This window comes from Quadrisphaera sp. KR29, assembly GCF_052644995.1.
Genome location: NZ_JBQXXG010000011.1, coordinates 90,408 through 111,759 on the forward strand (window position 1 = coordinate 90,408; position 21,352 = coordinate 111,759).

At 75.4% G+C, this 21,352-nt stretch carries 17 protein-coding genes; 8 read left to right on the forward strand and 9 right to left on the reverse strand.

Annotated elements, in window-relative coordinates; all coding sequences use genetic code 11:
• The first annotated feature begins 47 nt into the window (after positions 1–47).
• From ACUN9U_RS11645 to ACUN9U_RS11655, 3 genes are all read left to right on the forward strand, one after another.
• Positions 48–2,009 (forward strand): SpoIIE family protein phosphatase, encoded by a 1,962-nt coding sequence (locus ACUN9U_RS11645; RefSeq protein ID WP_445485137.1) that lies wholly within the window; start codon positions 48–50, stop codon positions 2,007–2,009.
• A 129-nt stretch (positions 2,010–2,138) separates the two neighbouring features.
• Complete coding sequence (locus ACUN9U_RS11650) at positions 2,139–3,173, forward strand: 3-hydroxyacyl-CoA dehydrogenase family protein (protein ID WP_445485208.1); 1,035 nt, start codon at positions 2,139–2,141, stop codon at positions 3,171–3,173.
• Positions 3,170–4,153: a sugar phosphate isomerase/epimerase family protein gene (locus tag ACUN9U_RS11655; RefSeq protein WP_445485139.1), complete on the forward strand. Its 984-nt coding sequence runs from the start codon at positions 3,170–3,172 to the stop codon at positions 4,151–4,153. The genes ACUN9U_RS11650 and ACUN9U_RS11655 overlap by 4 nt, the downstream gene beginning before the upstream one ends.
• 126 nt (positions 4,154–4,279) lie before the next feature.
• On the opposite strand, the gene ACUN9U_RS11660 is transcribed toward ACUN9U_RS11655, so the two are convergent.
• The 6 genes from ACUN9U_RS11660 to ACUN9U_RS11685 form a co-directional block, all read right to left on the reverse strand.
• Positions 4,280–5,218 (reverse strand): class I SAM-dependent methyltransferase, encoded by a 939-nt coding sequence (locus ACUN9U_RS11660; protein ID WP_445485141.1) that lies wholly within the window; start codon positions 5,216–5,218, stop codon positions 4,280–4,282.
• A gap of 44 nt (positions 5,219–5,262) precedes the next feature.
• A complete protein-coding gene (locus tag ACUN9U_RS11665; protein ID WP_445485142.1) occupies positions 5,263–6,003 on the reverse strand; it encodes a YdcF family protein in 741 nt (246 codons plus the stop codon).
• Entirely contained in the window at positions 5,990–6,469 is a 480-nt protein-coding gene (gene smpB / locus ACUN9U_RS11670) for an SsrA-binding protein SmpB (RefSeq protein ID WP_445485209.1), read from the reverse strand. The genes ACUN9U_RS11665 and smpB overlap by 14 nt, the downstream gene beginning before the upstream one ends.
• A 62-nt stretch (positions 6,470–6,531) precedes the next feature.
• Positions 6,532–6,846 carry a DUF2277 domain-containing protein gene (locus ACUN9U_RS11675; protein ID WP_445485144.1) on the reverse strand — a complete coding sequence of 105 codons (315 nt, stop codon included), beginning with the start codon at positions 6,844–6,846 and terminating at the stop codon, positions 6,532–6,534.
• A gap of 341 nt (positions 6,847–7,187) precedes the next feature.
• Positions 7,188–8,357 carry a ribonucleotide-diphosphate reductase subunit beta gene (locus ACUN9U_RS11680; RefSeq protein ID WP_445485210.1) on the reverse strand — a complete coding sequence of 390 codons (1,170 nt, stop codon included), beginning with the start codon at positions 8,355–8,357 and terminating at the stop codon, positions 7,188–7,190.
• A complete protein-coding gene (locus tag ACUN9U_RS11685; RefSeq protein ID WP_445485146.1) occupies positions 8,339–11,377 on the reverse strand; it encodes a ribonucleoside-diphosphate reductase subunit alpha in 3,039 nt (1,012 codons plus the stop codon). Before ACUN9U_RS11685 ends, ACUN9U_RS11680 begins: the two co-directional genes overlap by 19 nt.
• Positions 11,378–11,690: 313 nt before the next feature.
• On the opposite strand from ACUN9U_RS11685, the gene ACUN9U_RS11690 reads away from it, so the two are divergent.
• From ACUN9U_RS11690 to ACUN9U_RS11700, 3 genes are all read left to right on the forward strand, one after another.
• Positions 11,691–13,799 (forward strand): aldo/keto reductase, encoded by a 2,109-nt coding sequence (locus ACUN9U_RS11690; protein WP_445485148.1) that lies wholly within the window; start codon positions 11,691–11,693, stop codon positions 13,797–13,799.
• A 67-nt stretch (positions 13,800–13,866) separates the two neighbouring features.
• Complete coding sequence (pta, locus tag ACUN9U_RS11695) at positions 13,867–16,020, forward strand: phosphate acetyltransferase (RefSeq protein WP_445485150.1); 2,154 nt, start codon at positions 13,867–13,869, stop codon at positions 16,018–16,020.
• Positions 16,017–17,144 carry an acetate/propionate family kinase gene (locus tag ACUN9U_RS11700; RefSeq protein WP_445485151.1) on the forward strand — a complete coding sequence of 376 codons (1,128 nt, stop codon included), beginning with the start codon at positions 16,017–16,019 and terminating at the stop codon, positions 17,142–17,144. Before pta ends, ACUN9U_RS11700 begins: the two co-directional genes overlap by 4 nt.
• A 12-nt stretch (positions 17,145–17,156) precedes the next feature.
• Here ACUN9U_RS11700 and ACUN9U_RS11705 read toward each other — a convergent pair whose 3' ends face one another.
• A complete protein-coding gene (locus ACUN9U_RS11705; RefSeq protein WP_445485153.1) occupies positions 17,157–17,873 on the reverse strand; it encodes a phosphocholine cytidylyltransferase family protein in 717 nt (238 codons plus the stop codon).
• A complete protein-coding gene (locus ACUN9U_RS11710) occupies positions 17,870–19,009 on the reverse strand; it encodes a CDP-glycerol glycerophosphotransferase family protein (RefSeq protein WP_445485154.1) in 1,140 nt (379 codons plus the stop codon). Before ACUN9U_RS11710 ends, ACUN9U_RS11705 begins: the two co-directional genes overlap by 4 nt.
• A gap of 178 nt (positions 19,010–19,187) precedes the next feature.
• Here ACUN9U_RS11710 and ACUN9U_RS11715 point away from each other — a divergent pair, with 178 nt between their 5' ends.
• A complete protein-coding gene (locus ACUN9U_RS11715) occupies positions 19,188–19,982 on the forward strand; it encodes a sugar phosphate isomerase/epimerase family protein (RefSeq protein WP_445485156.1) in 795 nt (264 codons plus the stop codon).
• A complete protein-coding gene (locus tag ACUN9U_RS11720) occupies positions 19,979–21,121 on the forward strand; it encodes a Gfo/Idh/MocA family protein (protein WP_445485158.1) in 1,143 nt (380 codons plus the stop codon). The genes ACUN9U_RS11715 and ACUN9U_RS11720 overlap by 4 nt, the downstream gene beginning before the upstream one ends.
• Positions 21,122–21,194: 73 nt before the next feature.
• On the opposite strand, the gene ACUN9U_RS11725 is transcribed toward ACUN9U_RS11720, so the two are convergent.
• Positions 21,195–21,338 carry a hypothetical protein gene (locus ACUN9U_RS11725; protein WP_186718479.1) on the reverse strand — a complete coding sequence of 48 codons (144 nt, stop codon included), beginning with the start codon at positions 21,336–21,338 and terminating at the stop codon, positions 21,195–21,197.
• Positions 21,339–21,352: the final 14 nt, after the last annotated feature.

The following is a 21,352-nucleotide window of genomic DNA, read 5'->3' on the forward strand; positions in this document are numbered from 1 at the left end:
CGCCGGAACGGCCCTCGCGGAAGGCCCGGGTGCGGCATCCTTGCGGCGTGAGGGCGAGCCGGGGGACCTCGCCCGCGGTGGCCCCGCAGCGCGGCCCCTCCGCCGGTGAGCGGCCCGGTGCGCCCGGCGGTGAGGGGAGCGCGGTCGTCCTGCCCGAGACCCCCCTGCTCGACCGTCCCGGTGCGCCCGGTGCGCCGACCGCGCCCGTCGCACGGGACGGCTCGGGCGCGGCCGGCCCGCCGTCCGCCGCGGGCCGCGACGGCGCCCTGGACCGGCACGCACGGCTGGTCTGCTCGGTGCTGGGCGTGCCCGCCGCCGTCGTCAGCCTCGTCTCCCGGCGCCTGCAGCTCTTCCCCGGCGCCGTCGGCCTGCCCGAGCCCTGGCAGACCACCCGCCTGGCCGACCTGTCCCGCTCGTCCTGCCAGCAGGTGGTCGCCAGCGGCCAGCCGCTGGCCGTGCGCGACGCCCGCGAGGACCCCGACCTGCGCCAGGACGCCGTGGTCACCGAGCTGGGGGCCGTCGGCTACCTCGGCGCGCCGCTGCGCGGCTCGGACGGCGAGGCGATCGGGGCGCTCGCCGCGCTCTCGCCGGAGCCGCGCGACTGGACCCGCCGGGAGGTGGCGCTCCTGGCGGACCTGGCCGCCGCCTGCTCCGCGGAGCTGCAGCTGCGCCGGGCCCTGTCCGACGCCGCCGAGGTCCGCGCCGCCGCCGAGAGCGCCCGCGACGAGGCCACGACCGCCCAGATGCGCGCGGTGGGCGAGCGCCGCGACGCCGAGGTCGCCGCGGCCCGCAGCCGCCTGCTGCACGAGGTGGGCCAGGCCGTCTCGCGCGCCCGCGAGGCCGAGGACGTCGCCGCTGCGGTGGTGGCGGGCGTGCGCGCCGGCCTGGAGGCGCAGATGGCGGCGGTCGCCCTGCACGAGCGGGGCTCGGGAGCGCTGCGCTACGTCGCCACCTCCGCCGCCGACGGCGACGGCGGGGACGGCGCGGGCCCGCCGGAGCCGGTCGACGTCCCCGAGGGCGCCCTGCTCGCCGCGCGCGAGGCCAGGGTCGTCTTCACCCCCGACGCCGCCACCGCGGCCGCGACCGCCTCCTCGGCGGCCCCGGTGCTGGCCGGCGTCGAGGCCGCGCTGCACGCGCCGCTGCTCGTGGACGGCCAGTGCCTGGGCGTGCTCACCGTCGGCTGGGGCTCGGCCAGGGCCCTGCTGGCGGGGGAGCGGGAGCTGGTCGCCTCGCTGGCCGAGGCCGCCGCCCACGGCGTGCACCGCTGCGTGTCGCTGCGGGCCGAGCGCGAGGCCGCCCGCACGCTGCAGCGGGCCATGCTCACCGAGCTGCCCGACCTGCCCCACCTCGAGCTCGCCGCGCGCTACGCGCCGGCCGCCGCGGGGCACCAGGTGGGCGGGGACTGGTACGACGCGCTGCGCCACCCCGACGGCTCCACGCTCCTGGTCATCGGTGACGTGACCGGGCACGACATCGGCGCTGCCGCCGCGATGGGGCAGGTCCGCAGCGCGCTGCGGACGCTGGCGGTGGCCACGGAGGACTCCCCGGGCCAGCTCCTGGCGCGCCTGGACGCCACCCTGGACGTGCTCGGCGCCGACGTGCTGGCCACCGTGCTCGCGATCCGCCTGGCCGACGACGGCCGCGGCGAGGGCGACCTGCGCCTGCGCTGGAGCAGCGCGGGGCACCTGCCGGCGCTGCTGGCGGTGCCGGGCTCCGGCGTCGTCGCCCTGGACGGCCACGAGGCGGACCTGCTGCTCGGGCTGGCCCCCGGCAGCCCGCGCCGCGAGAGCGAGGTGGACCTGCCGGCCGGGTCCACGCTGCTGCTGTACACCGACGGGCTCGTCGAGCGCCGCGACAGCGACCTCGGCGAGGGCGTGGAGCGGCTCGCGGAGGCGCTCGCGGAGGCGGCCCACCTGCCGCTGCCCGACCTGCTGGACGCGGTGCTCACCGAGCTGGTGGGCGCCGGCGGCGCCGACGACGTCGCCGTCCTCGCCGCCCGCAGCCGCTGAGCGGCGGCCCGCCCCTGCCGCGCGGCCGGGGCCCGGGCCGGGCAGGCTGGGCGCGTGAGCGTCACCGACGACAACTCAGCCAGCGCGTCCAGCACGTCCAGCGCCTCCGGCGGAGCCGGCGCCGCGGTGGTGCGCCGCATCGAGACGGCCGCCGTGGTCGGCGCCGGGTACATGGGCGGGGGCATCGCGCAGTCGATGGCGCGCGCCGGGCTGCCCGTCGTCCTGGCCGACGTGTCCGCCGACGCCGCGGCCCGCCAGCTCGAGCGGCTGCTGGGCGAGGCCCGCACCTACGAGGAGCAGGGCCTGTTCGCCCCCGGGGACGCCGAGCGCGTGGCGACCAACCTGCGCGCGGCGACGTCGGTGGAGGAAGCGGTCGCCGACGTCGACTTCGTCCACGAGGTGGTCTTCGAGAAGGTCGAGGTCAAGCACGACGTGCTGGCCCGCGCCTCGGCCGCCGCCCGGCCCGACGCCATCATCGGCACCAACACCTCGACCATCCCGGTGAAGGTGCTCGCGCCCGCCGTCGTGCGCCCCGAGCGGTTCCTCACCGTGCACTGGTCCAACCCCGCGCCGTTCATCCCCGGCGTGGAGCTGGTGGTGGGCGAGGCGACCGACGCCGCCGTCCTGCCGGTGGTCCAGGAGATGCTCGAGCGGGCCGGGCGGCGCTCGGCGCAGGTGGCCGACACCCCGGGCTTCGTGCTCAACCGGCTGCAGTACGTGCTGTTCAAGGAGGCCGCCGACATCGTCGCCGAGGGCGTGGCGACCCCGGAGGCCGTGGACACCATCGTCTCGACGACGTTCGGCTTCCGGTACCCGTACTTCGGGCCCTTCGCCATCGCCGACATGGCCGGCCTGGACGTGTACGTGCTCGGCATGAAGATCATGGAGGAGGCCTACGGCGAGCGGATCTCCCCGCCGAAGGCCCTCACCGACCTCGTCGACGGCGGCGCCCACGGCGCCAAGAACGGCGAGGGCTTCACCGTCCACGGCGACCCCGAGAAGCTGGCGCGGATGATCGCCTACCGCGACCTCGCCTACGCCCGGCAGGGCCAGCTGCTGGCCGAGCTGGCGCACGCCCACCCGGACGCACCGGCGTCCAGCCAGCCGGCGGGCGGACCCGCGCAGGACCCCGACGTCGTCGCCGAGCAGGAGGCCCGCCCGTGAGCACCCCGTCCGCTGCGGGCGCCAGGCCCGACCCCGCCACCTGGCCCATCGGCGCGGCGCTGCTGCAGGCGCCGCCGGTGCTGGCCGACGGCACCCCCGCCCAGGAGGCCCCCGAGGTCGAGTGGCGCCGGGTGCTGCGCCGCGTGCGCCTGGCCGGGTTCGACCACGTCGACCTCACCGACTCCTGGGTGCGCCCGGGGGACCTGTCGCCCGAGCGCCTCGCGCTCCTCAAGCGCCTGCTCGCCGAGGAGGGGCTGGGGGTCACGGCCATCACCACCGCGCGCCGCAGCCCGATCGCCCCCGACGCCGGCGAGGCCGCGGCCAACCAGGCCTACCTCGAGCGGACGCTGGTGGCGGCGGCGGAGCTGGGCACGGGCGTGGTCTCCGCCGGCCTGCTGCCGGTGCTCACCGACGCCCAGAAGGCCGCGGAGTGGTTCTGGCTGGAGCAGGGCCTGACCGACCCCGACCCGGAGAGCGACGGCAGCGCCGCCTTCGACCTGGCGGTGGAGCGCTTCAGCGCGCTCGGCCGGCGGGCGGGGGAGCTGGGGCTGCAGCTGAGCCTGGAGATGTACGAGGACACCTACCTGGGCACCCCGCAGTCGTCGGTCAGGCTGAAGGAGGCGATCGACCTGCCGAACGTCGGCCTCAACCCCGACGTCGCCAACATCATCAGGCTCCACCGCCCGGTGCAGCCGTGGCGCGAGCAGCTGGCCGCGGTGCTCCCGCACGCCAACTTCTGGCACGTCAAGAACTACTACCGCGACCACGACCCGGCCACGGGCTCGTACGCCACCGCGCCGGCGCCGCTGGCCCTGGGCGTCATCGACTACCGGTGGGCGGTGGAGGAGGCGCTGCGGGTGGGCTTCACCGGGCCGTTCTGCACCGAGCACTACGGCGGTGACGGGCTCAGCGTCTCGGCGCAGAACCGCGAGCACCTGCGCCACCTGCTCGCCAGCGCCACCGAGCTGCTCGCCCTCTGAATCCGCCCCCGCAGCCGAGCGCCTGGTTGCGGTTCCGGAGGGTCCTGGGACCGCAGTCGAGCGCCTGGTTGCGGTTCCGGAGGGTCCTGGGACCGCAGCCGAGCGCCTGGTTGCGGTTCCGGGGGGTCAGGCGGGGGCGGTGGCGAGCGCCAGCAGGCCCGTGCCGGCGCGCCACCCGCCGTCGTCGTCGCCCACCGCCCTGACCCGCCAGGAGCCCTCGGGCGGCACGGCGGCGGCCGGGCGGTCCTTGGTGAGGCGGTGCAGCAGGCCCGTGACCCGAGGCTCCAGCCCGGCAGCGAGACCGGCGACGAGGTTCCACGCCCGGTTCGCCGTCCCCTGCGCCAGCGCCCCCGCGCGGGTGAGCGCGAAGGTCGGCCCGTCCACGCGCAGCACGGTGACGGGCCAGCCGCCCGTGCCCCCGGCCACCACGCGCGCCAGGCCCGCGGCGTCGAGCGGGCCCACGTGCGGGGCGTACCCGGACCAGCCGCGCGGGTAGCCGGACTCGTCCGGCGTGGACAGCACCAGCACCCCGCCGGGCAGCACCGCGGCGGCCAGCGAGGCCACGAAGGCGACCTGGTCGGCCGGCTCCAGGTGCTCGACGACCTCCATGGCGGTGACGACGGCGCCCCGGGGCGCGGCGGCCAGCGCGGTGTGGACCGCGGTGCCGGGGAAGGCCGCGGCGGCGAGCGCCGTGTGGCGGGGGTCGGTGTCGACGACGTGCAGCTCGCGACCCAGGCGCTCGGCCAGCAGCGGGGAGAAGGCTCCCGTGCCGGCGCCGACGTCGAGGACGGGACCGGCCGGAGCAGCGGCCGGCGCCAGCACCTGGGCGGCCCGCACGGCGACGAGGTAGTTCACCGCGTGGCGCACCACGGTGCTGCGGTTGCGGTGCAGCCCCGGGTCCCCGCCGTGGGTGTTGGCGGCGCCGCCGGCCACGCGCGCGCGGACGGCGTCCAGGCGGTCCATCGACGCCTCGGCGGCGAGCACGGCGTCGGCCACCCGCTGCGGCTCGAAGGAGCGGTCCTCGTCGGTCCTGGTGGCGGGGGCGTCGGCGCGGGGCGTCTCCACCCCCACAGCGTCACAGACGCCGCCGGCCGGTGGGCGCTGCGGGGTCAGACGGGGTCCGCCGTCCCGCTCCAGCGCCGCGACTGGCGCACCGCGGAGGTCACGGCGGTGTCGGCGCGCTGGCCGGCGACCAGGCCCACCTCGCGCAGCAGGGCCGCGCGCACGTCCTGCAGCGGGGTGCGGGCGCCCACGAAGGTGATGTCGTAGCGGTCCTCCACCCGCCCGTCGGCGATGGCCGTGCGCAGCAGCAGCCGCACCCGGGCCACGTGGCCGTCGGAGGTGACCACCGCCACGCGGCGCACACCGGGGTCGGTGCGGGTGAGCAGCGGCAGGGCGTACGCGAGGTTGTCGGCGGTGGTCAGCGCCCGCTCCTCCAGCAGCAGGCGGCGCCCGTCGACGCCCAGGGCCACCAGGCGCTCACCGAGCGCCTGCGCCTCCGAGACCGGCTGGGCGTCGAAGGCGGTCGGGCCGGTGACGCCGCCGCTGGTGACCACCCACGGGTCACCTCCGGCCTCGCGGGCCTGCTGGACCAGCTCCGCTGCACGCGCCGCGCGGGCCTCCAGCAGCGGGGTGACCCTGCCGCGGTCCAGGCTGGAGCCGAGGACGACGACGGCGTCGAGGTGGCTGGCGTCCACGCGGCGGTGCGACCAGGCGGTGCTCACGGCGATGTCGACCACCGGCCACAGCAGCACCAGCACGGCGGTGGCGGCGCTGGCCAGCTGCAGCCGGCGCGCCCAGCTGCGCCCCCGCAGCCCCGGCAGGCGGACAGCGGTGTCACGACGCAGCACGGGCGCCTCTGGGGCTGCGGCGGTGGGCGGCCATGGCGCGCTCGGCCTCGCGGGCGTCCTGGCGCTCGCGCAGCGCCTGGCGCTTGTCGTGCTCGGCCTTGCCGCGGGCGACGGCCACCTCGACCTTCACCCACGAGCCCAGGAAGTACAGGCTGGTGGGGACCACGGTCCAGCCGCCCTCGCGGGAGCTGTCCGCCAGGCGCCGCAGCTGCGCGGCGTGCAGCAGCAGCTTGCGGGGCCGGCGCGCGGAGTGGTTGGTCCAGCTGCCCTGGGAGTACTCGGGGATGTGCGCTCCGTGCAGCCACGCCTCCCCGGCGTCGTCGATCTCCACCCAGCTCTCGGACAGGGAGGCGCGGCCCTGGCGCAGGGCCTTCACCTCGGTGCCGACGAGCACCACGCCCGCCTCGTAGCGCTGGGTGAGCAGGTAGTCGTGCGCGGCGCGCTTGTTGCGGGCCACCAGGCGCAGGCCCTCCTCGCGGGGACGGGAGGGCCTGGCCTGGCGCGCCCACGCGCCGGCACCGCGGCGGGCTACGGCGCCACCGCCTCGGAGGCGGCGGTGGATGCGGCGACCGCGGTGGAGCCGTAGCGCTGGACGGCGCGGGCGCGGGCCTGGGCGGCCAGGACCTCCCGGTCGCGCGGGGGCGCGGTGGTCGTGAGCGCCTCCAGGAGGTGCTCGGTGGCGTGGGCGACCTCGGCGACCGCCCGGTCGAAGGCGTCGGCGTTGGCGCGCGAGGGCTTCGTCGTCCCCGCGACCTTGCGGACGTACTGCAGCGCAGCCGCGTGGACCTCGTCGTGCGTCGTCGCCGGCGCGAGGTTGTGCAGCGTGCGGATGTTCCGGCACATGTCACGGAACGATAACGGCGTCCGGGCGCTGTGGGGCGAGGAGGGTCAGGTTCGCCCGAACCGCTCAGCATCGGGCACGGTCAGCGACGCCGCACGCCGAGGCACGTCACCCCTTCGGGGTGCTCGTCGCCACCCCGTGCAGTGCCAGGTCCAGGGGCAGTGCCAGGTCCAGCAGGCCGGGTCCGGCCTGCTGGACCTGGCGGTGGGCCCTCGGTGGGCAGGGCGACGACGGCGGCCCGCCGCCCCTGCTGAGGGGGAGGCGGGCCGCCGTGAACGGGGGACGCCTGGCAGCTGGACCGGCCCGGTGGCCGGGCGGCCAGCGCCGGGGCGTCAGCGGGGGGTCAGTCCCAGGCCAGGCCGCCGCCGGTCTGGTACTCGATGACGCGGGTCTCGAAGAAGTTCTTCTCCTTCTTGAGGTCCATCGTCTCGCTCATCCACGGGAAGGGGTTCTCCGCCGGGGGGAAGACCTCGGCCAGGCCCAGCTGGACGCAGCGGCGGTTGGTGATGAAGCGCATGTACTCCGAGGTGAGGTCGGAGTTCAGGCCGAGGATGCCGCGCGGCATCGTCTCGCGGCCGTAGTCGATCTCCAGCTCGCAGGCCTCCTTGAGCATCCCGCGCACCTCGGCCTGGAACTCCGCGGACCACAGGTGCGGGTTCTCGGCCTTGATCTGGTTGATGACGTCGATGCCGAAGTTCAGGTGGATCGACTCGTCGCGCAGGATGTACTGGTACTGCTCGGCGATGCCGACCATCTTGTTGCGCCGGCCCAGGGACAGGATCTGCGCGAAGCCCGTGTAGAACCACATGCCCTCGAACACCACGTAGAAGGCGATGAGGTCGCGCAGGAAGTCCTGGTCAGCCTCGGGGGTGCCGGTGGAGAACTCCCCCGACTCCAGGTTGCGGGTGTGCTTGAGGGCCCACGCGTCCTTGGCGGTGATGGAGGGCACCTCGCGGTACATGTTGAACAGCTCGCCCTCGTCGAGGCCGAGGCTGGTGCAGATGTACTGGAAGGTGTGCGTGTGCACGGCCTCCTCGAAGGCCTGGCGCAGGAGGTACTGGCGGCACTCGGGGTTGGTCAGCTGGCGGTAGACCGCCAGCACGATGTTGTTGGCGACCAGCGACTCGGCGGTGGCGAAGAACCCGAGGTTGCGCTTGAGCATGAGGCGCTCGTCCTCGGTGAGGCCGTCGCGGCTCTTCCACAGGGCGATGTCGGCCTGCATGGACACCTCGGTGGGCATCCAGTGGTTGTTGCAGCCCGCGAGGTACTTCTCCCACGCCCAGCCGTACTTCAGCGGCAGCAGCTGGTTGACGTCGGCGCGGGAGTTGATCATCCGCTTCTCGCTGACGTCGACGCGGGCGGCGCCGGACTGGATGGCGCCCAGGCCCGTCACGTTCTCGACGGTGGTCTCGACGGCGTCGTCCAGGGTGGTCACGGTGCTCTCCTCCGATGCGGTGCGGGTGGTCGGGATCTGCTGGGGGCTGGTGGGCGCGCTCACTGGCAGGCCTCGCAGTCCTCGCCGTTCTCGATGGAGCAGGCGGCGGCGTACTCGGCGCTGTAGCGCGAGGCCTCCTCGGCGGCCGCAGTGTCCGGCAGCGCCACCACGGGGGAGGGGCTGGCCGACACGGCCGCGGCGGGGCTCGCGGCCACCGCCGCCACCGGGGCACCGCCCGCGGCGGCCGCCGAGCCGCCCTGGACGGGCAGGCCTGTGGCCGGCGCGGCGGCCGGGGCGCCGGCGGAGACGGCGTTGAGCTTGCCGTCGGTGCCGCGCAGGGTCGACTTCTCCACGTGCGTGGCCGAGGACGAGCGCAGGTAGTAGGTCGTCTTCAGGCCCAGCTGCCAGGCGGTGCGGTAGAGGTTGTCGAGCTTGCGGCCGTTGGGGCTGGAGACGTACAGGTTCAGCGACTGCGCCTGGTCGATCCACTTCTGGCGGCGGGCGGCGGAGCGCAGCAGCCAGGAGGGGTCGACCTCGAAGGCGGTGGCGTACAGCGCCTGCAGGTCGTCCGGGACCCTGTCGATGGCGCCCAGGGAGCCGTCGAAGTACTTGAGGTCGGAGACCATGACCTCGTCCCACAGGCCGCGCTCGGCGAGGTCGCGCACCAGCGAGGCGTTCACCACGGTGAAGTCGCCGGACATGTTCGACTTCACGAACAGGTTGCGGTACATCGGCTCGATCGACTGCGCGACGCCCACGATGTTCGAGATCGTCGCGGTGGGCGCGATCGCCATGACGTTGGAGTTGCGCATGCCCTGGCGCTGCACCTTCTCGCGCAGCGGCGCCCAGTCCAGCGTGGTGGAGGTGTCGAGCTCGACGTCACCGCCGCGGGCCTCGCGCAGCAGCTCCAGGGAGTCGATCGGCAGCACGCCGCGGCTCCACAGCGACCCGTCGAAGCTGCGGTAGGAGCCGCGCTCGGCCGCGAGGTCGGAGCTGGCCTCGATCGCCGCGTAGGAGATCTGCTCCATGGAGGTGTCGGCGAACTGCACGGCCTCCTCGGAGGCGTAGGGCAGGCGCAGGGCGAACAGCGCGTCCTGGAAGCCCATGAGGCCCAGGCCCACGGGGCGGTGCTGCTGGTTGGCGTTCTCGGCCTGGGGGATCGTGTAGAGGTTCAGGTCGATGACGTTGTCGAGCATGCGCACCGCGGTGCGGACCGTGCGGCGCAGCCGCTCGACGTCCAGGCCGTCGGCGGTGGTGTGCGCGGCCAGGTTGACCGAGCCGAGGTTGCAGACGGCGACCTCGTCGGCGTTGGTGTTCAGCGTGATCTCGGTGCACAGGTTGGAGGAGTGCACCACGCCGACGTGCTGCTGCGGGGAGCGCAGGTTGCACGGGTCCTTGAAGGTGATCCACGGGTGCCCGGTCTCGAACAGCGCCGTCAGCATCCTGCGCCACAGGTCCACCGCGTTCACGGTGCGGTGGACGCGCAGCTCGCCGCGCTCGGCCATGGCCTCGTACTCGGCGTACCGCTGCGCGAAGGCCGGGCCGTACAGGTCGTGCAGGTCGGAGACCTCGTCGGGGGAGAACAGCGTCCACGTGCCGCCGGCGGCGACCCGCTGCATGAACAGGTCCGGCACCCAGTTGGCCGTGTTCATGTCGTGCGTGCGGCGGCGCTCGTCACCAGTGTTCTTGCGGAGCTCGAGGAACTCCTCCACGTCGATGTGCCAGGTCTCCAGGTAGGCGCAGACGGCGCCCTTGCGCTTGCCGCCCTGGTTCACCGCGACCGCGGTGTCGTTGGCGATCTTGAGGAAGGGCACGACGCCCTGGCTCTGGCCGTTGGTGCCCTTGATGTGGGCGCCGATGCCGCGCACCGGCGTCCAGTCGTTGCCCAGGCCGCCGGAGTACTTGGCCAGCATCGCGTTGTCCTTGATGGACTGGAAGATGCCGGACAGGTCGTCCGAGACGGTGGTGAGGAAGCAGCTGGACAGCTGCGGGCGGGTGGTGCCGGCGTTGAACAGCGTGGGCGTGGAGCACATGAAGTCGAAGCTGGAGATCAGGCGGTAGAACTCGATCGCCCGCTCCTCCTTGTGCTCCTCGTTGAGGGCCAGGCCCATCGCCACCCGCAGGAAGAAGGCCTGCGGCAGCTCGTAGCGCACGCCGTGCTCGTGCAGGAAGTAGCGGTCGTACAGGGTCTGCAGCCCCAGGAAGGTGAACTGCCCGTCGCGGCCGGCCTCGATGGCCTGGCCCAGCTTGTCGAGGTCGAAGTCGGCCAGGCGCGGGTCGAGCATCCCCAGCTCGATGCCCTTGGCGACGTAGCCCTTGAGGTAGCGCGGGTAGAGCTGCGCCATCTGCGGCGCGGTGGCCTGGGTGCGCTCGCCGAGGACATGGGAGAGGGCCTCGGTGCGCAGCATGTCCATGAGCAGGCGCGCGGAGACGTAGGTGTAGTCGGGGTCGGCCTCGACCTTGGTGCGGGCAGCCAGCACGAGGGCCTGGGCCAGCTCCACCTCGCCGACGCCGTCGTACAGCGTCCGCATCGCCTCGGTGACCACCGCGTCGGGGTCGACCGTGGGCAGGCCGGCGCAGGCCTCGGCGACGACGGCGGCCACGCGGTCTCGGTCGAGCGGGACCAGGGTGCCCTCGGTGGTGCGCACCGACAGCTGGCGCACCTTCTCCACGCTGGGGGTGGCGGCCTCGCGCTCGCGGCGGGCGCGGGCGTGCTCCTCGCGGTAGAGGATGTAGGAGCGCGCCACGGCGTGCTCGCCCGAGCGCATGAGCACCAGCTCGACCTGGTCCTGCACCTCCTCCACGGCCACCGGGCGGCCGGAGGAGCCCGAGCCCGCCAGGGAGCGGCGCACGAGGGTGTCGACCACGGTGCGGGTCATCTCCTCGACGAGGTCGCGCACGCGGGCGGAGCTGCCGGCGGCCTGGCCCTCGGTGGCCAGGAACGCCTTCTGCAGCGCGACCGCGATGCGGGTGGCGTCGAAGGGCACGACCTCGCCGCGCCGGTTGATGACGGCGGTGGGGGCCGCCGCGACCCCGCCCCGCCCGTCCGAGGAGCCGTCCGTGGTGACCTCCAGGACCTCGTCTGCCACCTGGGTCATGTGCTGCTCCTCGGGTCGGGTGGTGCGTGCGAGCGTGACGGGACCAGGACGCTGCGTCATCGACGCAGGCCCCGGGGAAGTGGGGGAGGCCGGGGCGCCCCGCGGGGCGCCGTCCGGTGCTCTCGACGCTACATCTAGTGGGCTGAGGTTTCCAGCGAACTACTGGTTGTGGTCGGTGTTGGCTGTTCGGACGGCGTGTCGAGCCTTCCCGGTCACGCTGAGCACCTTCCCAGGGGGGTCTGACAGCCCGTCCCGGCGGAGCCGGGGCGGTCCCCGGCGCGGGCTGGCGGACCCCGGCCCTAGCCTGCGGTGCGTGCCGCTCGACGACGCCGTCTTCCGCTGGGCCGTGCTCGGCCCCGGGTCCATCGCCCGCCGCTTCGCCGCGGAGCTGCCCGCCAGCCGGACGGGCGTGCTCGTCGCCGTCGGCAGCTCCGACCGCTCCCGGGCCGCCGCCCTGGCCGCCGAGGTCGAGGCCGCGGGCGCCGCAGGCGCCGCGCGCGGCGGGCGGGTCACCGCCGGGACCTACGAGGAGGTGCTCGCCGACCCGGGCGTCGACGGCGTCTACGTGGCCGTCGTCCACCCCCGCCACGCCGAGCTGGCGGTGGCGGCGGCCCGCGCCGGCAAGCACCTGCTCGTCGAGAAGCCCCTCACCCCCGACCACGGCTCGGCGGCGGGCGTGGTCGACGCCGCCCGCCAGGCCGGCGTGGCGCTGCTGGAGGCCTTCGCCTACCGCTTCCACCCCGCCACCCGGCGCCTGCTGCAGCTCGTGCGCGAGGGCGCCGTGGGAGAGGTCCTCCACGTCGACTCCGCCTTCTCCTTCGCCTCCTCCCCGGCCACCGGCGGCGACGGGCGCGGGCCGGGCCGCCTGTTCGACCCCGCGACCGGCGGCGGCGGGATCCTCGACGTCGGCTGCTACCCGGTCTCCTTCGCCCGCGCCGTCGCCGGCGCCGCCCGCCAGCACGAGAGCGGCCGGCCCTGGGCCGACCCGCTGCCCGGCCCGGACGGCGTCCGCGCCGCCGGCCACCTCGGCCCCACCGGCGTGGACGAGTGGGCCCTGGCCCACCTCGACTTCGGCGGCGGCCTGCTCGCCACCGTCCGCTGCGGGGTGCGCCTGGAAGAGCCCCAGACCGCCGTCGTGCGCGGGACCCTGGGCACCCTGGAGCTGCACGACCCCTGGACCGTCCAGGGCGCCCCGCGCCTGGTGCTGCGCCGCGTCGGGCAGGAGCCGGTGGAGGAGGCCTGGGACGGCGCCGCCCCGGCCCAGCAGGCCTTCGCCCTGGAGGCCGAGGCGCTCGCCGACGCCGCCCGCGCCCTGGCCGCCGGCGCCCCCGGCGCGACGGGCGAGGCGCCGGAGCAGACCCACGAGGACTCCCTGGGCACCCTCGCCGTCCTGGACCGGTGGCGGGCCGCCCTCGGCCTGCGCTACCCCTTCGAGGCCGAGACCGCGGACGTCCCCACGCTGTCGCGCCAGCCCCTGCGCGTCCCGGCGCCCGGCAGCGCCAGCATCCCCGTCGGCACCGTCCCCGGCCTGGCCAGCCCGGTCTCGCGCCTGGTGATGGGCTGCGACAACCAGCCGACGCTCTCGCACGCCAGCGCCCTGTTCGACGCCTTCGTCGAGGCCGGCGGCACCACCTTCGACACCGCCTGGATCTACGGCCGCGACGGTGACTACGAGCGCCGCTTCGGCCGCTGGCTCGCGAACCGCGGCATCCGCGACCAGGTCACCGTCGTCGTCAAGGGCGCCCACACGCCCCACTGCGACCCCGAGTCCCTCTCCCGCCAGCTGCTGGAGAGCTTCGAGCGGCAGGGCCTGGAGCGCGCCGACCTCTACCTCATGCACCGCGACGACCCGTCAGTGCCGGTGGGGGAGTTCGTCGACGTGCTCGACGAGCACGCGCGCGCCGGCCGGATCGGCGTCTACGGGGGCTCGAACTGGACCCCGGAGCGCTTCGACGAGGCCAACGCCTACGCCGCCGCCCGCGGTCGCGCCGGCTTCGGGGTCCTGTCCAACCACTTCGGCCTGGCCCGCGCCCTGGACGTCCCCTGGGCCGGGTGCGTGCACGCCACCGACCCCGCCAGCCGCGCGTGGCTGGAGGAGCGCCGGGTGCCGCTGCTGCCGTGGAGCTCCCAGGCCCGGGGGTTCTTCGCCCGCGACGACGAGGAGATGCGCGGGGACGCGGAGCTGGTCCGCTGCTACCTGTCCGAGGACAACCTCGAGCGCAAGCGCCGCGCGCACGAGCTGGGGGAGCGGCTGGGGGTGGCCACCACCGCGGTCGCCCTCGCCTACGTGCTCGCCCAGCCCTTCCCCACCTTCGCCCTCATCGGCCCGCGCACCCTCGCTGAGCTGCGCTCGTCGATGGCGGCGCTGGAGGTGGAGCTCACCGCCGAGCAGGTCGCCTGGCTGGACCTGCGCACCGCCTGAGCGGGCCGTGACCGGCGCCACGCCGCCCGGCGTGGCGCCGACCGCTCCCTCCCGGGAGGGTGGACCCGTGTCGTCAGCGAACCAGCGCCTGTACGTGACAGCCGACCGCGCCGGGGCGGGCAAGACCGTCGTGGCGCTGGGGCTGCTCGACCTGCTGGCCAGCTCCGTGCGCCGGCCGGTGGTGTTCCGGCCGGTGGTCTCCAGCCGCGACGAGCCCGACCCCCTGGTGGAGCTGCTGCGCCACCGCTACGACCTGGACATCGCCGACGACGACGCCGTGGGCCTCACCTGGAGCGAGGCCGCGGCCCTGGTCGACGCCACCGACGCCGGACCGGACCCCCGCCGCCTGGTGGCCACGATCGTCGAGCGCGTGGAGCGCCTGTCCGAGCGGGCCGACTTCGTGCTCGTCGTGGGCACGGACTTCACCGGCCCCTCCCCGGCCACCGAGCTGGACCTCAACGCGCTGCTGGCGGTGAACCTCGGCGCGCCCGTCGTCGTCGTGGTCTCCGCCGCGGGGGCCGACGACCCGGCGGCCGTCCACTCCGTGGCGGCCGCCGCCCGGGAGGCCGGCTCGGCGCTGGCGGCGCGGGGCTGCACCAAGCTGGCCACGGTGGTCAACCGCGTCGACGCCGCGCAGCGCGAGGCGGTGCTGGCCGCGGTGCGCGAGGAGAGCGGGCACACCGGAGGTGCCACCAAGCACCCCGTGTACGCCGTCGAGGAGGTGCCCCTGCTGTCGGCGCTGACCGTCGGCGAGGTGGCGTCCGTGCTGGGCGGCGCGGTGCTCACCGGCTCGGACTCGGCGCTGGAGCGCGAGGTCGGCGGGTACCTGGCGGGGTCCGCGCACGCCGACGTGGTCCTCAGGCTGCTGCGCGAGGGCACCCTGCTCGTCACCTCCGGCGACCGCCTCGACCTCATGCTCGTCTCCGCCGGCGCGGCGATCCACCGGGACCTGCCCACCCCGGGCGGGCTGGTGCTCACCAACGGCACCCGCCCCGACGACCTGCAGCTGACGCTGCTGCGCCCCAGCGGGCTGCCGATGATCAGCGTGCCCACCGACACGTACACGACCATCCACCGCCTCGAGGGCGCCACCGGCGCGATCCGCCCCGCGAGCCAGCGCAAGGTCACCGCCGCGCTGGGCGCCTTCAGCGCCGGGGTGGACGCCGAGGAGCTGTCCGAGCGGATCCGGCTGGTGCGCACCGAGGCCGTCACGCCGGCGATGTTCAACGCCCGCCTGCTGGCGGCGGCCCGCGCCGACCGGCGCACCATCGTGCTGCCCGAGAGCGAGGACACCCGCGTGCTGCGCGCCGCGGAGGAGCTCGGGCACCTCGACGTCGCCGACCTGGTCCTGCTCGGCCGGGAGGAGGAGGTGCGCGCGCGGGCGGACCGGCTCGGCGTCGACCTCGGCTCGGCGCGCATCGTCGACCCGGCCACCTCTCCCCTGCGCGAGCAGATGGCCCCGGTGTACGCCGAGCGCCGCAAGCACAAGGGCGTGACGCTGGAGGCGGCCGCCGAGCAGCTGCTCGACCCGACGTACTTCGGCACGCTCATGGTGGAGACCGGCCACGCCGACGGCATGGTCTCCGGCGCCACCCACACCACCGCGGCCACCATCCGCCCGGCGCTGGAGGTCATCAAGACCACGCCCGGCGCCAAGCGCGTCTCGGGCGCCTTCCTCATGTGCCTGCCCGACCGGGTGCTCGTCTTCGCCGACTGCGCCGTCAACCTCGACCCGACCGCCGAGGAGCTGGCCGGCATCGCCCTGTCCAGCGCCGAGACCGCGCGCGCCTTCGGGGTGGAGCCGCGGGTGGCGATGGTCAGCTACTCCACCGGCAGCTCGGGCGCCGGCGTCGACGTCGACAAGGTGCGCGAGGCCACCCGCCTGGTCGCCGAGCGCGCTCCGGACCTGCCGCTGGCCGGGCCCATCCAGTACGACGCCGCCGTGGACCCCGCCACGGGGGAGGCCAAGATGCCCGGCAACCCCGTCGCCGGCCACGCCACCGTGCTGGTCTTCCCCGACCTCAACACGGGCAACACCACCTACAAGGCGGTGCAGCGCTCCGGGGACGCCGTCGCCGTCGGGCCGGTGCTGCAGGGCCTGCGCCGGCCGGTCAACGACCTCTCGCGCGGGTGCACCGTGGCCGACGTCGTCTCCACCGTGGCGATCACCGCCGTGCAGTCCCAGACCACGGCCGAGCAGAAGGAGACCGCGTCCGCATGAGCAGGGTCCTCGTCGTCAACGCGGGCTCCTCGAGCCTGAAGTACCAGCTGCGCGAGCACGGGGACGGCGCCGCGGAGGTCCTCGCGAAGGGGACCGTGGAGCGCATCGGCTCCGCCGACGTGCCCGACCACGACGCCGCGCTGACGCAGGTGCTGGACGCCCTGCGCGACGGGCCGGGTCTGGAGGGGCTCGCGGGGGTCGGCCACCGCGTGGTGCAGGGCGGGACCCGGTACACCGACCCGACCGTGGTCGACGACGACGTCGAGCGCGGCATCGACGAGCTCTCGGCGCTCGCGCCCCTGCACAACCCGCCCCAGCTGGCGGCCATCCGCGCGCTGCGGGCCGCGCTGCCCGACGTCCCCCAGGTGGCGGTCTTCGACACCGCGTTCCACGCGACCATCCCGCCGCGAGCGGCGACCTACGCGGTGGACGCCGCCGTCGCGCACCGGTACGGGCTGCGCAAGTACGGCTTCCACGGCACGAGCGTGCAGGTGGTCACCCGGCGCGCCGCGGCCTTCCTGGGCGTGCCGGTGGACGGGTGCGACCTCGTGGTCGCCCACGTCGGCAACGGCGTCTCGGTCACCGCGGTGCAGGGCGGGCGCAGCGTGGACACCACCATGGGCCTGACCCCCCTGGCCGGCGTGGCCATGGGCACCCGCAGCGGCGACGTCGACCCGGCCATCGTCATGACGCTCGTGCGCGAGGCCGGCATGAGCGCCGCCGAGGTCGACGACCTGCTGAACAAGCGCAGCGGGCTGAAGGGCCTGGCGGGGGAGTCCGACGTGCGCGCCGTGCAGTCGCGCGCCGACGCCGGCGACGAGGCCGCCCGCGCCGCCCTGGAGGTGTACTGCTACCGCCTGTCGGCCGCCGTCGGCTCGTTCCTGGCCCTGGTGCCGCGCGTGCGGGCGGTGGTCTTCACGGCCGGGGTGGGGGAGAACGCCGCCGCCGTGCGGGCCGCGGTGTGCGCGCCGCTGGAGCACCTGGGGTACGGGGTGGACGCCGCGCTCAACGAGGCCGCGCGCGGGCCCGCCGAGGCGGTGCGGATCGGCGAGCGGGTGCTCGTGGTCCCCACCGACGAGGAGGCCGAGATCGCCGACCAGGTCCTCGCCGCCGTCAGCCCATGACCACGGACGGGGTCAGGAGCCCTGGGAGTCGCGGTGCTGGGCCACGAGGCGCTCGGCGCGCGCCAGGTCCTCCTCGAAGTCGACCTCCACGGCCACGTGGGCGGAGATGTCCACGGGCAGCACCCGCATCCCGCGGGCGATCGAGAGCTCGATGCCGCGCTCGAAGTAGTCCTGGTCCCCGCAGGCGCGCAGGCCCTCCACGAGCAGGGCCTTGTCCGCCGCGCCGACGAGGTTGATGCCGACCGCCTCCCCGAGCCCGCCGACCACGGTCTTGGACAGCTCGGCGATGCAGCCGTCGGCGTCGACGGTGTACTTGACCTCCTCCTCGGCCACCGAGGCGGTGTTGACGCACACCGCGCTCTCGCCGCGGGCGATCGGCCCGAGCAGCAGCTCCAGCAGCGAGGGGTCGAAGACGACGTCGCCGTTGAGCCAGACCACCGGGCCGTCGGCGGACAGCTCCAGCGCCCGCAGCAGCGACTTGGAGGTGTTGGTGTCCTCGTAGTCCTCGTTGTAGGCGAACAGCAGGTGGGGCAGCGCCTCCATGATCAGCGGTGCCTTGTAGCCCACCACGGCGGTGATGGGCAGCTGCTCGCCGAAGACCGAGCGCAGGTTGTCGACCTGCTGGGCCAGGATGCTGCGCCCGTCGGCCAGCTGCGTCAGCGGCTTGGGCAGCGGCCTGCCCAGCCGGGTCCCCTTGCCCGCGGCCAGCACGACCGCCTGCAGCGTCACCGGGCCACCGCCGGCGCGGTGGCGCCCAGCTCGCCGCGCTGGCCGGGCAGCGCGGCCACCCGCCCGGGCAGCACGAGGTCGAGCACCCGCCGCGCGGCCCCGCCGTCGTCCAGCGGGCAGTGCTCCTCGCGGAACGCCGCGGCGCGGGCCGCCCACGGCGCCGTGGCGGCCACGGGGTCGGCCAGGGCGTCGAGCAGCTGCTCGCTGGTGCGCAGCACCGGCCCGGGAGGGGCGTCGAACAGGTCGAAGTAGAAGCCGCGCACGTCGTCGCGGTAGTGCTCCAGGTCGTAGGCGAACAGCAGCAGCGGGGTGCCGGTGGCCGCGACGTCGAACAGCGTGGAGGAGTAGTCGGTGACCACGGCGTCGGCGGCCAGGTACAGCTCGGCGATGTCGGGGTGGCAGGAGACGTCCAGGACGCCGGGCGGCAGCGGCGCGCCGGCGAGGCGGTCGGAGAGCATGTAGTGCAGCCGCAGCAACAGCACGTGCGTGCCGGCGTACCGGCGGCTGAACTCCTCCAGGTCCAGGCGCAGGTCCACCCCGCGGCGGCCGTCAGCGTCCAGCACGTCGTCGCGCCAGGTGGGCGCGTAGAGCACGGCGGTCCTGCCCTCGGCCAGGCCGAGCCGGGCGCGCACCGCCGCGCGCAGGTCCTCGCGCTGGGGGGAGTGCAGGACGTCGTTGCGCGGCCAGCCGGTCTCCGCGACGGGGCCGTGCCAGCGGAAGCCGCTGCGCAGGGCGCGCGTCGCGGCCGGGCCGGAGGACAGCAGCAGGTCCCAGCGCTCCACGTCGCGCCAGCCGGGCACGGGGTCGCCGGGGCCGACGTGGGGCTCGTCGGCGGCGATGCGCTTGAGCGGCGTGCCGTGCCAGGTCTGCAGGTACAGGCACCCGGGGGCCTTCTCCCACTGCGGCGCCAGGTGGTAGTTGGAGATGACGACGTCGGCCGCCTCCAGGGCCGCGACGGCCTCCGGGCCGTCGGCCGGGACCAGCGCTGCGTCCTCGGGGAAGCCCGCGCGGTGCGCCGGCGACGCCAGCCAGGTGTGCTCGAGCGGGAGGCCGGTCCCGTGGCGGGTGAGGGCCTCGTGCAGCGCCCTCGGGCTGTCCGAGAACCTGCCGTCGAAGCTGTTGTAGACGATCCTCACGCGACCACTCCCTCCTGGCGTCCCCCACGGGGGACGCGTTCCGACCGCCCATGATGGGGCCCGCCCGCCCATGATCGCCCCGGAGCGGACCCCGACCGGTTGGTCGGGAAGTCGGGCCTGGTGGTTGAGTAGGGCCACGCCTCACGGCCGCAGCGCCGCCACGACGACGAGGAGCAGCGTGTCCACCACACCGACCACCCCGGCTGGCAGCAGGGCCAGCGACCAGGTCTCGGTCCAGCTCTACACCGTGCGGGAGGCCCTCGCCGACGACGTCGCGGGGACCGTGGCCCGTCTGGCCGGGCTCGGCTTCGCCGCGGTGGAGCCCTTCGGCCCGCTGGCGCTGTCCGACGAGCTCGCCGCCGCTCTGGCCGAGCACGACATCGCTGCGCCGACCATGCACCAGGGCTTCCTGGGCCGCGACGACGACGCCCTCGACGCGCTGTTCGCCGCCGCGGCGGCGCGGGGCACCCGCACCGTGGTCGACCCGTTCACCCCGCCGGACCGCTGGGGCACCCGGGAGGACGTCGAGGCCGTGGCCGCCGAGCTGGCCGCCGCCGGCGCCGTCGCGGCCCGGCACGGCGTGCGCGTGGGCTACCACAACCACGCCCACGAGCTGGCCAGCGACATCGGCGGCACCTCCGCCTTCGAGGTGCTGGCCCGGCGCCTGGCCGACGTGGCCCCCGAGGTGGTCCTGGAGGTCGACACCTACTGGGTGGCCGTGGGCGGGCACGACCCGGTGGCGCTCCTGCAGCGCCTGGGGGAGCAGGTGGTGGCCGTGCACCTCAAGGACGGGCCCGCCACCCCCGAGGTGCTCGACCAGGTGGCCCTGGGGAAGGGCTCCCTGCCCGTGACGGAGATCGTCGCCGCCGCGCCGCACGCCCTGCGCGTCATCGAGCTCGACGACTCCCGCGGTGACCGGTTCACCGCCGTCGCCGACGGCCTGGCGCACCTGCGGGAGAAGGGGCTGGCATGAGCACGACGACGACGGGCGCGACGGGGGCGGCCGGGGGGCCGCGCGGGTCCGGGCGGGTGGGCGTCGGCGTCATCGGCGCCGGGACCATCAGCACGCAGTACCTGACCAACCTCACCTCCTTCCCCGACCTCGACGTCAAGGTGGTGGCCGACCTCGCCGTCGACCGCGCCCGGGCCCAGGCCGAGGCGTTCGGCGTGCCGCGCTGGGGCGCGGTGGAGGACGTGCTGGCCGACCCCGAGGTGGAGGTGGTGGTCAACCTGACCATCCCCGCCGCCCACGTGGAGGTCGCGACCGCCGCCGTGGCCGCCGGCAAGGACGTCTGGACCGAGAAGCCGTTCGCCCTGGACAGGGCCAGCGGCACCTCGCTGCTCCAGGCCGCCGCCGCGGCCGACCGGCGGGTGGCCACCGCTCCCGACACCTTCCTGGGCGCGGGTCTGCAGAGCGCCCGCCGCCTGCTGGAGTCCGGCGCGGTGGGCGACCCGCTGACCGCGCTGGTGCTGCTGCAGAGCGCCGGCCCGGAGGGCTGGCACCCCGACCCGGCGTTCCTCTTCGCCGAGGGCGCGGGCCCGCTGTTCGACCTCGGCCCGTACTACCTCACCGCGCTGGTGCAGCTGCTCGGCCCCGTGGGGCGGGTCTCGGCGACCGCCTCCACGGCGCGCGCGCAGCGCACCATCGGGTCGGGCCCCAAGGCCGGGCAGGTCTTCGACGTCCTGGTCCCCACCCACGTCTCGGCGCTGTACGAGTTCGAGGGGGGCGCCTCGGCGACCGCCGTGTTCAGCTTCGACTCCGCCGTGGGTCGCACCCAGCTGGAGGTGGCAGGGGCCGGCGGCACGCTGGAGCTGCCCGACCCCAACACCTTCGACGGCGACACCGTGGTGCACGCCCTCGGTGAGGAGCCGCGCGGCGAGGCCCCCACCGGCTCGACGGCCGGGCGCGGCCAGGGGGTGCTGGAGCTGGCGCGCGCCATCCGCGCCGGGCGGCCCGAGCGCGCCAGCGGCGAGCAGGCCTTCCACGTGCTCGACGTCATGGTCTCCACCATCGAGGCGGCGCAGCGGCGCAGCCCGGTGGAGGTGGAGTCCACCGCGGTGGTCGCACCCGCGCTGCCGGCCGACTGGGACCCGACGGCCCGCACCCTCTGAGGCGCCCCACGACGACGGCCCGCCGCCCCTTCGGGGGCGGCGGGCCGTCGTCGTGCGCGGGGGGTGGGCCGCGCTAGAACACCCTTCGGCGGGAGCCGCCGATCGGCACGAAGTTCAGGACGATGCCGACGATGAGCAGGATGATCCCCAGGATCCAGAGGATCTGGATGTTGAGGAAGAAGCCCAGCAGAAGCAGGACCAGGCCCAGGACGATCACGATTGACCTCCTCG

Coding starts and splice junctions, on each gene's coding strand:
- ACUN9U_RS11675 (WP_445485144.1), bottom strand. CDS start 6,846: ATGTGCCGGAACATCCGCACGCTGCACAACCTCGCGCCGGCGACGACG.
- ACUN9U_RS11720 (WP_445485158.1), top strand. CDS start 19,979: ATGAGCACGACGACGACGGGCGCGACGGGGGCGGCCGGGGGGCCGCGC.
- ACUN9U_RS11700 (WP_445485151.1), top strand. CDS start 16,017: ATGAGCAGGGTCCTCGTCGTCAACGCGGGCTCCTCGAGCCTGAAGTAC.
- ACUN9U_RS11685 (WP_445485146.1), bottom strand. CDS start 11,377: ATGACCCAGGTGGCAGACGAGGTCCTGGAGGTCACCACGGACGGCTCC.